At 45.0% G+C, this 10,496-nt stretch carries 11 protein-coding genes and 1 tRNA gene; 7 read left to right on the forward strand and 5 right to left on the reverse strand.

Features of this window, described 5'->3' with window-relative positions; genetic code table 11:
• Positions 1-15: 15 nt before the first annotated feature.
• Positions 16-1,929: a DNA primase gene (gene dnaG, locus B3O12_RS07565; protein WP_286755844.1), complete on the reverse strand. Its 1,914-nt coding sequence runs from the start codon at positions 1,927-1,929 to the stop codon at positions 16-18.
• Between the two features lie 112 nt (positions 1,930-2,041).
• Here dnaG and B3O12_RS07570 point away from each other — a divergent pair, with 112 nt between their 5' ends.
• From B3O12_RS07570 to B3O12_RS07590, 5 genes are all read left to right on the forward strand, one after another.
• Positions 2,042-3,136: an Mrp/NBP35 family ATP-binding protein gene (locus tag B3O12_RS07570; RefSeq protein ID WP_286755845.1), complete on the forward strand. Its 1,095-nt coding sequence runs from the start codon at positions 2,042-2,044 to the stop codon at positions 3,134-3,136.
• A 5-nt stretch (positions 3,137-3,141) separates the two neighbouring features.
• Positions 3,142-3,378, forward strand: coding sequence for a NifU family protein (locus B3O12_RS07575; RefSeq protein ID WP_189629638.1), 237 nt, complete (start codon positions 3,142-3,144; stop codon positions 3,376-3,378).
• Positions 3,379-3,663: 285 nt separating this feature from the next.
• Positions 3,664-4,446: a PASTA domain-containing protein gene (locus B3O12_RS07580; RefSeq protein ID WP_189629637.1), complete on the forward strand. Its 783-nt coding sequence runs from the start codon at positions 3,664-3,666 to the stop codon at positions 4,444-4,446.
• Position 4,447: 1 nt separating this feature from the next.
• The gene (locus B3O12_RS07585) at positions 4,448-6,310 is read left to right on the forward strand and encodes a T9SS type A sorting domain-containing protein (RefSeq protein WP_286755846.1); all 1,863 of its coding nucleotides are present in this window, start codon (positions 4,448-4,450) and stop codon (positions 6,308-6,310) included.
• Positions 6,311-6,312: 2 nt separating this feature from the next.
• Positions 6,313-6,615, forward strand: coding sequence for a rhodanese-like domain-containing protein (locus tag B3O12_RS07590; RefSeq protein WP_189629635.1), 303 nt, complete (start codon positions 6,313-6,315; stop codon positions 6,613-6,615).
• Here B3O12_RS07590 and B3O12_RS07595 read toward each other — a convergent pair.
• On the reverse strand, positions 6,612-7,235 hold the full coding sequence (locus B3O12_RS07595) for an HAD family hydrolase (RefSeq protein WP_286755847.1): 624 nt from the start codon (positions 7,233-7,235) through the stop codon (positions 6,612-6,614). The genes B3O12_RS07590 and B3O12_RS07595 overlap by 4 nt on opposite strands.
• Positions 7,236-7,366: 131 nt before the next feature.
• Here B3O12_RS07595 and B3O12_RS07600 point away from each other — a divergent pair.
• Positions 7,367-7,440: transfer RNA gene (locus B3O12_RS07600), tRNA-Ile, on the forward strand.
• A 54-nt stretch (positions 7,441-7,494) separates the two neighbouring features.
• Here the strand turns inward: B3O12_RS07600 and B3O12_RS07605 are convergent.
• From B3O12_RS07605 to B3O12_RS07615, 3 genes are read right to left on the reverse strand one after another with little or no spacing between them, the layout of a single operon-like run.
• Complete coding sequence (locus B3O12_RS07605) at positions 7,495-7,875, reverse strand: DUF6768 family protein (protein WP_286755848.1); 381 nt, start codon at positions 7,873-7,875, stop codon at positions 7,495-7,497.
• Complete coding sequence (locus tag B3O12_RS07610; protein ID WP_286755849.1) at positions 7,868-8,422, reverse strand: RNA polymerase sigma factor; 555 nt, start codon at positions 8,420-8,422, stop codon at positions 7,868-7,870. Before B3O12_RS07610 ends, B3O12_RS07605 begins: the two co-directional genes overlap by 8 nt.
• A gap of 48 nt (positions 8,423-8,470) precedes the next feature.
• Complete coding sequence (locus tag B3O12_RS07615; protein ID WP_286755850.1) at positions 8,471-9,010, reverse strand: hypothetical protein; 540 nt, start codon at positions 9,008-9,010, stop codon at positions 8,471-8,473.
• 123 nt (positions 9,011-9,133) lie between these two features.
• Here B3O12_RS07615 and B3O12_RS07620 point away from each other — a divergent pair, with 123 nt between their 5' ends.
• Entirely contained in the window at positions 9,134-10,426 is a 1,293-nt protein-coding gene (locus B3O12_RS07620; RefSeq protein ID WP_286755851.1) for a serine hydrolase domain-containing protein, read from the forward strand.
• The last annotated feature ends 70 nt before the right edge of the window (positions 10,427-10,496 follow it).

Raw genomic sequence — 10,496 nt, forward strand, 5'->3', positions numbered from 1 at the left:
GCGGAGCCTAAAAAATTAAGACGATATCACAATACCCAACTCATCGTCAATTTCTTTGAGCATCATTTTCAGGTGTTTATGCATGGTCATCAGCTCTTCTTGTTCTTCCACGCTCTTCGACTTCTTCAGGGTTTCTTCATTTTGTAGTATGAGCGACTCCAGTTTTTTTCGTTTCAACCTTAAAATGGCCGTGTAAGCAGCACTTGGCAGGTCTTCCGATTCGTGCATTGTAGAAATACGGTGCTTCTTCTCCCAACCTTCACTTACAAAATACTTCATTTCCAGCAGGTCTATAACCAACTGACTCATGGTAGGGTTTTCAGGACCGATGAATATGTCGGGTTCAATTTTTTTTCCTTCATCTACTACCTGAGCGGCCAGGTTCAGGGTTTCTTCAATAGACTTATTTTCGAAATTAATTGTCTGAGTCTCGCCAAGAATAAATTCGGCTATGGTCATTTCTTCATCAAAGGGCTCATTGCCATAATTAACCACCAAGCGAAGGCACTCGCGCTCTACAGGATAAGCCAGCGACTGCAGGTCCGGTTTGGGTTGTTTAGCCTCGGTTAGAGGCAAGTCTTCCGGCTCCGGAGGTTCTGGCTGAGCCCTATCCTTTCGCTGCTTCTTAATCAGCAACTTGTTCAGTTCGCTCAGTAACACCTGTTCTTCTACATCGAGCAAGTCAGCGCAAGCAGAGATATAAACCGAACGCTTTATTCCATCGGGAATCAGGGAGATACTCTCAATAATTTCACGAATTACCTGAACCTTCTTAACCGGGTCTGTCTGCTTGCCACCATCCGTTAAGATGTCTGTTTTGAAGGTAATAAAGTCGCGAGCATTGGTTTCCAGATATTCCCTGAAAGCATCTGAAGTCATGCTTCTGGAAAAACTATCGGGATCTTCACCGTTAGGGAAAACCACCGCCCGCACGTTAAGGTCGTGCTCCAGAATCATGTCAATTCCTCTGAAAGAAGCCTTGATCCCGGCACTGTCTCCATCGTATAAAACGGTGATATTCTTGGTGTACCTGCTAATGAGCTGCACCTGTTCTTTGGTGAGGCTGGTACCGCTCGATGCTACAACATTTTGTACACCGGCCTGGTGCATGGAAATCACATCGGTATAGCCTTCTACCAAATAGCAAAGATCTTCGTTGCGAATGGCTTGCCTGGCCTGATGAATACCATAGAGAATTTTACTCTTGTGGTAAACTTCTGTTTCAGGCGAATTGATATACTTGGGCTGTTTCTTATCGCTGCGCAACGTTCGGGCACCAAAGGCTATTACCTTGCCCGCTACATTCTGAATGGGGAACATGACCCTACCCCTAAAGCGGTCGTATATCTTGCTCTCCTGCTTTAAAATGAGACCGGCCTTTTCCAGCAATTCTTCCGAATGCCCCTTCTTTTTGGCTTCTTTGAGCAGCCCGTCCCACACATCGAGCGAGTAGCCCAGCTCGAAAGTCTTAAGCGTTTGCTCGTTGAACCCTCTTTCTTTGAAATAACTCAGACCTATGGATCGACCTTCGTCTGAATCAAAGAGTTGTTTCTTAAAGTATTCGTTGGCAAAATTGAGCACAATAAACAGGCTATCACGCTCATTCTGGGCCTGAATCTGCTCATCGGTCTGCTCTTCTTCCTGCACCTCTATGCCGTACTTTGCGGCCAGGTACTTCAGGGCTTCAATGTAGTTGATACCCTCCACTTCCATCACAAAAGTAATGGCATCGCCCCCTTTGCCGGAGCTAAAGCATTTAAAGATTTCTTTGCTGGGGGAAACGTAAAATGAGGGGGTCTTCTCGTTGGTAAAAGGACTCAGTGCCCTATAGTTGCTCCCCACTTTTTTCAGGCTCACAAAGTCGCTAATGACATCGACAATGTCTATGCGGTTTTTAATTTCCTGAATGGTAGACTCACTAATTGCCATAACGCGCTTCAAATATAGAATGATTGTAGCGGTAAACCTGAACTAATATAGCGAACAGATGTTTCTATGAATGTCGGGCGAAAGCCTTTAATTTGCACCCAAATTTGTGAAGATGGCATTGACGAAAGAAAGTGTTTTAGCGGCACTCAGGCATGTTCAGGATCCGGACATAAAGCAAGACCTGGTTACGCTGAACATGATTCAGGATATTGAAATTAATGGAAACGAGCTTGCTTTTACAGTAATGCTCACTACTCCGGCCTGCCCGCTGAAGGAGCTCATCAGAAAAGACTGCGAACAGGCTATTGCCACACATATTGGCAAAGATGTGGTGGTTAAAATAACCATGAGCTCGCACGTAACTTCAGCAAGAGACAATGCTCCACTGTTGCCGGGAGTTAAAAATATTATTGCGGTAGCTTCCGGTAAAGGCGGTGTTGGCAAGTCTACCGTAACGGCCAACCTGGCTGTGGCGCTGGCTAAACAAGGAGCTAAAGTAGGTGTAATTGATGCCGATATTTTTGGTCCTTCTATGCCCACCATGTTCAATTGTGAGCATGAACAACCGGGCATTAAGAAAGTGGGCGATAAGAACCTGATTGTACCCGTACAGCAATATGGCGTAAAACTTATATCCATTGGTTTGCTTACCCCTGCAGAAAATGCGGTGGTTTGGCGTGGCCCAATGGCCAGCAGTGCCCTAAAACAATTTATAGCCGATACGGAATGGGGCGACTTAGACTATCTCTTTATAGACCTGCCTCCCGGCACCAGCGATATTCACCTTACGTTGGTACAAACTGTGCCGGTTACAGGAGCTGTATTGGTTACTACTCCTCAGAAAGTAGCCCTTGCCGATGCTCAAAAAGGGCTTAACATGTTTCAGCAGCCGCAAATCAACGTACCGGTGCTTGGAGTGATAGAAAATATGGCTTACTTTACACCCGAAGAACTGCCTGAAAACAAGTACTATATCTTTGGCAAAGGTGGCGGAAGAAAACTGGCTGAAAGACACAAAGTGCCATTTATAGGAGAAATTCCTCTGGTGCAAAGTATTCGCGAAGGTGGTGATGTGGGTTATCCGGCTATTATGCAAGACGATGTAACCGGAGAGGCCTTTCTGAAAGTGGCAGAAGCTACCGCACAGCAAATAGCCATAAGGAATGCCGAAAAGGCTCAAACCAAAAAGGTTGAAATTAAAGTTTAAAACATATGCTCGAAAGAATTGAAGCAGCACTGGAGAGAATAAGACCTTTTCTCATTGCCGATGGTGGCAATGTAAAGGTGCTCGAAGTGACAGACGATTTAGTAGTGAAGTTGGAGCTCGAAGGAGCCTGCGAGTCTTGCCCCATGTCGCATATGACCATGAAGGCCGGAATTGAAGAGGCTATAAAAAGAGATATTCCTGAAATTAAGCAGGTGGTGGCCGTGAATGTGGCCGAAGCGTAAAGAACTGAATAATCACCACTAAAGAGACTGCCTCAAAAGCTTAAAACTCGTCAGTCTGAACTTGTTTATCGACTGACAGGAAAGTACAGGGTGAACCTACCCAGCTTTAGAGACAGTCTCTTTTTCATTTTGTTGTTACCCAATTAAACTCATCATCAATTTACCTCAGCAGTTCAATGAATTGAACAGCCTGCACTTGTCACTTTCACTTATTAGTTATCTTTGCTCGGATAATCACCATTAGGTATAAAATGAAATGTGCGATTGGCCGTTTAAACTTTGAAAATGAGTAAAAAACCCTTCACCTTCCTTCGATTTTTTAAACACATTGGCATAATGGCCGGCATTGGCATTGTGGTACTCCTTTTTTTCTTCTACATATACCTGCCTGCCACTACCAATCATAACGAAACCATTACTGTGCCCGATTTGGTAGGGAAATCCTTTACCGAGATAGATGATTTTCTTACCAATCGAAACCTTCGCTATGAGGTTACTCGCGATTCGGGATATTCAGCCGATTTTGACCCTGAAGTAATACTTAGTCAAAACCCCAAGGGGGGAGCCAAGGTGAAAGAAAACAGGAAGATATACCTAACACTTAATGCCAACGTGCCTCCTCAGGTAAAAATGCCTAACCTTATTAATACAGACCTGCTCAATGCCCGCGATATTCTGGAAAGCAATGGACTTGAATTGGGTGAAATTTCTTATGTACCCGATAGACGCGAAAATGCGGTTATCGCACAAAAGTATAACGGTGAAAATGTAGCTACAGGAACATTGGTTTATAAAGGCTCTAAAATCGATTTGGTGATAGCCGATGGTGAAGGGGTAAAACGCTTTGCTACACCGGACTTTTTGGGCAAAACGTTGGAAGAGCTCAAATTTCAGATCGAAGCCTCTGGCCTGAGGCTGGATGAGGTAAATTACGTACTCAACGATACGGTGCCTCCGAACAGAGTATATAAGCAGTTGCCCCCCATAGGAGCCATGATAAGAACAGGCGACCTAATTGAGGTGTGGATAAACAGCAAGAAGCCTGCTACTACCAACAACGACCTATAGAGTGAATAAAGCAGCCTGGCTCATCGGTTTTCTATGTATAAATCTGCTCTCTCAGGGGCAGATAATAGAAGTACCCTTGCCGGCCCAAAACAGTGGTAAAAGCCAAATGCAACCACGGGCAAGTCAGGCAACCCAAGTGCTGAGCCTGCCTTTTTGGGACGACTTTTCAACATCGGGGTTTGTGCCCTCAACACAGCTGTGGCAATCGCCAGAAAATGTAAGAGTGAGCAGCAGTATTGGCATAAACGCTCCCACTCTGAACGTTGCTATTTTTGACGGTGTTGGAGCCAATGGTTCTCCTTACGATGCCAATAGCCTGATTAACGGAGCCACGGATCAGCTCACCTCGCAACCCATCAATCTGGCCAATTTGCCGGCCAGTCAGCAAGACTCAGTATTTTTAAGTTTTTTTTGGCAGGTAACCGGCCATGGTGAATTGCCAGATGAGAACGACAGCCTGGCCCTACAGTTTAAAACTGCCAACGATACCTGGGAAAGTGTATGGTCTACCAGAGGAGGTAAAGATCTGGAAACCGGAGAGTTCTTTCAGCAGCTGGTAAAAGTACCTTCTCGCTTTTTTCATGACAGCTTCCAGTTTCGGTTTCAGGCCTACAGTCGGTTGTCCGGAGCCTTTGACACCTGGCTGCTGGATTATGTCTACCTTAATGATTCGCGACACCCTGATGACATTGCCTATAGAGACCGCGCGCTTACCAAGCGCCCGAGCTTTCTTACTGCCCCCTATTCGGCCATGCCCACCGAACAATTTTTTGCCAATCCTTCACGGTATCTTATAGAAACCCATGCCGAATTCTATAACCTTAACTCGGAGTTTCAGCCTATTCAGTTTTCTACTATAGTTAGAGACCTTGTAGCCAATGAAGAAATTGAAGTTTTAAACGACAACAAACTGGCCAATCCACTACCAGGTGCCTTTGAGCGCAGAACTTTTACTTCGCGAGCCCTCAATGCCAGCAACCTCAATGCACTGGCCGACTCTCTTTGGCTGGAAACCACCTATTACATCCGCTCAGGAGACAATTACTTTATTGAAGACATAAACCCCGGGGTTGACACCACCTTCAACACCAATATAGACTACCGGCTTAATGATACGGTTCGTATAGTGACAGTACTCGATGACTATCTGGCCTATGATGATGGTGAACCTGATTTTGCAGCAGGCATCAACCAACGGGGAGGCAAGCTGGCCTATTCCTTCTCTTTGGAACAAAAAGCATTGCTCACTCATATTGACATTAATTTTCCGTTTGTTCAACAAGCCGGCCAACCCATAGAGCTAATGGTTTGGAGCCGCTTGGATAATGACCCGGAGTCTGTTCTTTTTCGGTCGTCTTACAGTGTTTTAAGACCTGCCACCATTGGAGAGCTAAGGAGCTACAAGTTGGAGACTCCCATCTTTGTACAAGACACTATATACATAGGGTTCGAACAGGCAACCAATGAGTTTTTGGCTGTCGGTCTGGACAAAAACACAGATACCGGCAATCGTATGTTCTACAATGTAAGTGGCCAATGGCGAGAGAACGAATATGTGAGAGGTAGCTTTCTGATGCGACCAAGGTTCGACAAGACCATTGCGGCCAATACTCCCGGCAGTGAAGCCGCCCCCAATGAACCTATAAAAGTGTACCCTAACCCTACAGAAGGTGTAGTCTTTATTGAGGGAGAACTCAGCCAACTACAAGTTTACGACAACTGGGGGCAGGAAGCCAGCTATCAGCTCAGCACCGTTACCAATGGGGTAAGAGTAGACCTGAGCATGAACAAAAAAGGCATATATTTGCTGCGCTTTAGGCAAGGAGGAAAAGTAAGCTATAAACGAATAATACTAAAAGACTAGGCATGGAGAACATCACCGTAAAAGAGGTTAGTGAGCGACTGGCCAATGGAGAATCGTTTCACTTCATCGATGTACGCGAAATCTGGGAGTATGAAGAAGACAACCTCGGTGCTAGAAACATACCATTGGCTGAATTGCCAAACCAACTGGAAGAATTGACTTCGTTAAAAAATGAAGAAATAATAGTGCACTGCCGCTCCGGAGCCCGTTCAGCTCAGGCTCAGATGTACCTAAAACAGCAAGGTTTTACCCGAGTGGTGAATATGACAGGCGGCATAGTGGCATACCGCGAAGCCGGACTCTAAAAGAGTTTCATCCAGTCGTTTACTGACTGATTATGGTAAGTATTGAGTCCTAAAGCCGCAGCGGCATTGATGTTGCTGAGGTTATCATCAATAAACAGCCCTTGGGAGGGAATCAACCCATGATCATCCAGTATCACCTGCCAGGCCTTAGGTTCGGGCTTTCTTGCACCTACCTCTTGTGAGAGATATACTTGTTTAAAATAGTCGTAAAAGTCTTTATGCGGAGAAGTATGTCTGGCAATTTGCAGAAAACGTCTAACATGTATTTCGTTGGTGTTGCTCATAACAAAGAGTGAATAGTTATTGGCCAGTTCCTCCAGCTTCTTGAATCGCTCAGCAGCAATGGGGCCGAGCATTGCGTTCCAGGCCTCATCCAATAAGGCCTCTCCTCCGGTAAACCTCAAACCCTCTCGCAAGTGGGCCCTAAAGGTTGGGTCGTCAATTTCTCCTCGTTCATACTGCTTAAAAAACTCCTCGCTGGCGGCAAATTCCTTTACCCTATCGAGCGGCATTTCGGACAGTTGCGCAAACGCCTGGTAGGTGGCTTCCACGTCCAAGTCAATAATAACTCCTCCAAGATCGAAAATGATGTAGGATAAATTTGATATTTCTGTTTGCATGAGCGTTGCTTAATTAACATCAAATATGTAACATTGCACTCCCATTTTCAAGGGGAGATTGAGTTCAAAGTTTATGCTTTAAGGTTCAAAGTAAACCTCAAGCATTGATCATAAAACTTGAAACTCTTTTAGGGCCTATAACTCAGTTGGTTAGAGTATCTGACTCATAATCAGAAAGTCCCTGGTTCGAGCCCAGGTGGGCCCACAAACAAGCCTCATACGTAGTGTATGAGGCTTTATTTTTTTTATCGGCTCGCCATTACTTCTTCTTGCTCAGTAAGGCTACCTGATATTCCAGCCTTTTAATCTCCCTCAAAAGCGCATTCTTATCCAGCTGATTCCAGCTCCAGATTTTGAGCATGGCCATGGCAATAAAGCCAATAAGGGTGTAAAACATCCACTCTAATTTTTGAGTCACTTGCTCGCTGTTTAGCATTTCAATAAAAGTGTAGATACTTGCCGCAAATACCAGCAAATGCACAATCATGATCATTATATTGAACCAACTGTTTTTACCTTTGAACAAGCCCAAAAGCATCTGCGGCAAACTCTGTTCACCCATTTCTTCGAAATAGCGGGCTTCCTCTTTGCTTAGCGCCTCTTCAATAAGCGCATCCAGCTCTTTTTCTGTACTATTCATAGCTCATATCGTTTATTAATTCTTTCAATTGTTGTCTGGCATGAAACAACCGGGACTTAACCGTACCTTCAGGCAAATCGATTAGCCCGGCAATTATTTTTACGCTGCACTGCTCTAAATAAAAGAGCCGTAGTATTTGCTGCTGTCTGAGTGGAAGTGCCTGTATAGCTTTCAGCATCAGCTCCACCCTATCTACTTCTCTCCCCTCTTGACTGTCGGGTCCGGAAAATTCGAGTTCAACCTCTCGTTCAAGCTCCAGTTCGCGCTTTTGCTTCCGGTAATAATCCATGGCTCTGCGATACACAATGCGGTATGCCCAAAACCGAAAGAGGCTTAACTTTTTAAGACTGCCTAAGCCCTTAAAGATCGTAATCCATGATTCCTGAGCAATTTCCTGTGCCAGATCATCATCGCGAAGAAGCTCTGCAGACCACTTCAATACCCTGGGGTTCCATCGTTTATACAGTAGACCCGCTGCTTTTTGGTCACCTTGTTGGCATTGAAGCAACAGCAATTCATCAAAAACCTGATCTGAACGCTTTGTCATAGACTACCCTAGAGTCGTAAGAAGAAGCCGCTGGTTCACAACGGCTCACTATTTTTTAAACTGAAGGCTCTCCCATACCTCATCCCAACGATCACGCTGAGTGTGATACTCTTTACGGCTGGCTGTCATATACAATGCATACGGCCTGTTGTGCACAGCAAACAGGTAGCATTCAACAACCTCATAGGCCCGTCCGGTTTTGTAGCTGAATACCACACGAATAAAGGGTACACCATCCTTTAAACCGTCTTCATTACTCATCCACTCGGCCGACTCTTTTTGACTTTTGACCTGCTTTTTTAGCTCACGTTCTAACCTTCGCAACGACACCTTCTTGCCATAATACATTGAACTGGGCATGGTAAGCCTGAGTGTTTTTCTATCTTCATCAGGCATCAGGGGACTCCAGGCACTAAACTTCTCTGTTTCGAGCAACAGGTTTCTTTTGGTGGTGCCATCTACCGGCCTCAGCACCCAATGGTTCGCATAATGAAGCACGAGGTCTTCATTGACATACTCAGAGTTCCACTTGTGGGGAATCGAAAAAAAGAATCCGATCACCCATGAAAAAATAAAAATTGCGTGCATGCTAAGCAGTTATCTCTGGAATTTACAAAATTCTACAACCACCTGTTTCTTTAGCCATTCATTGGTAAATCAATCGCCCCAAAAACAAAACACTTTTTATAACTTGGAAGAAACCGCATGACCATGAAAGCCAAACTACTGATCTTCTGCCTCTTTCTTTACGCTCTAGCGAGCTGCCAGCAGACCACTGAACAACAACCAAACATATTATCCACCTCTGCCCCTGTAAAACAAGGATTTAGTTCCTCGTTTGAAGCCCAACTCGATCAACACATTCAAAAGGCGATAGATGCCGATGTCATACCGGGAGGCACCTTTCTACTTGCTCGAAACGGAGGCATTGTATACCATAAGAGCTTTGGCGAAAGCGGACCAAACCAACCCTATGCTAATGAGTCGATCTATAGAATTGCATCTATGACCAAAGCCATCACTTCTGTGGCCATGATGCAGTTAGTAGAAGCCGGAAAGGTAAATTTGGACGATCCGGTCTATGAATACATTCCCTCGTTTAGCAATCAGGTAGTTCTGGATGAGTTTAATCCGGCCGATTCCTCTTACATTACAGTACCTGTAGATCGGCCGGTTACCATTCGACACCTCATGACACACACTTCAGGTATTGTTTACGGATCGTTCAATCCGGGCAAGCTCATGGCTGTATACCAAAAACACCAAATGAATGTGGGTTTCTCACATGAAGAGTGGACCACCCAGGAATGGATTGACCGGCTGGCCAAAGTACCACTGGCCCACCAACCGGGCGATCGGTTTTCTTACGGACTCAACATGGACGTAATGGGACGCATTATTGAGGTTGTATCGGGCCAAAAGCTCAATATTTATTTCAAAGAAAAAATATTTGATGTGGTAGGCATGCCAGACACGCACTTCTACCTGCCGGAGTCGTTACATACCCGGCTTACACCGGTAATGGTTAAAGTAGGTGAAAGCTTTAAAAACACCAATGAACTAGGCATGTCTGCTTTTACTGACTACCCCAAACAAGGCCCACGCGACTTTTTTGCCGGAGGGGCTGGCCTGAGCTCCACTGCTATTGACTACGCCCGATTTATACAAACCCTTGTGATGGGAGGAGGTAAACTACTCAAAAAAGAAACCCTCAATGAGATGACCCGAGACCAATTGCCAACAGTGATCAATGATTATGAAAATTACCCAAAAGGCCCCGATGGAAGCTTTGCTCTTGGCTTTCAACTGTACCAGGATAAACCCACTAAAAGAAGCCCAAAATCTCCGGGCACCTATGAGTGGAGTGGATATTTTAACACCAAGTTTTTCATCGACCCACAAGAACAAATGGTATTTGTGGGTATGACTCAGATCAGTGGGTTTAGAGGGGAAAGCTTCTGGACAGAGATGTATGAACTCATTTATGATGGGTTGAAAGAATAATATTATAGGGTTACTTACTTAAGTCGCAAGAAGTGTATTTCTGAATCTTGCCTCCATTTGTGTCTTCACA

Source organism: Roseivirga sp. UBA838 (genome assembly GCF_002296035.1).
Classification (GTDB): Bacteria; Bacteroidota; Bacteroidia; order Cytophagales; family Cyclobacteriaceae; genus Roseivirga; species Roseivirga thermotolerans.

Excerpts from the sequence above, each read along its gene's own strand:
- dnaG (WP_286755844.1), bottom strand. The coding sequence starts at position 1,929 with ATGGCAATTAGTGAGTCTACCATTCAGGAAATTAAAAACCGCATAGAC.
- B3O12_RS07570 (WP_286755845.1), top strand. The coding sequence starts at position 2,042 with ATGGCATTGACGAAAGAAAGTGTTTTAGCGGCACTCAGGCATGTTCAG.
- B3O12_RS07575 (WP_189629638.1), top strand. The coding sequence starts at position 3,142 with ATGCTCGAAAGAATTGAAGCAGCACTGGAGAGAATAAGACCTTTTCTC.
- B3O12_RS07580 (WP_189629637.1), top strand. The coding sequence starts at position 3,664 with ATGAGTAAAAAACCCTTCACCTTCCTTCGATTTTTTAAACACATTGGC.
- B3O12_RS07590 (WP_189629635.1), top strand. The coding sequence starts at position 6,313 with ATGGAGAACATCACCGTAAAAGAGGTTAGTGAGCGACTGGCCAATGGA.
- B3O12_RS07595 (WP_286755847.1), bottom strand. The coding sequence starts at position 7,235 with ATGCAAACAGAAATATCAAATTTATCCTACATCATTTTCGATCTTGGA.
- B3O12_RS07605 (WP_286755848.1), bottom strand. The coding sequence starts at position 7,875 with ATGAATAGTACAGAAAAAGAGCTGGATGCGCTTATTGAAGAGGCGCTA.
- B3O12_RS07610 (WP_286755849.1), bottom strand. The coding sequence starts at position 8,422 with ATGACAAAGCGTTCAGATCAGGTTTTTGATGAATTGCTGTTGCTTCAA.
- B3O12_RS07615 (WP_286755850.1), bottom strand. The coding sequence starts at position 9,010 with ATGCACGCAATTTTTATTTTTTCATGGGTGATCGGATTCTTTTTTTCG.
- B3O12_RS07620 (WP_286755851.1), top strand. The coding sequence starts at position 9,134 with ATGAAAGCCAAACTACTGATCTTCTGCCTCTTTCTTTACGCTCTAGCG.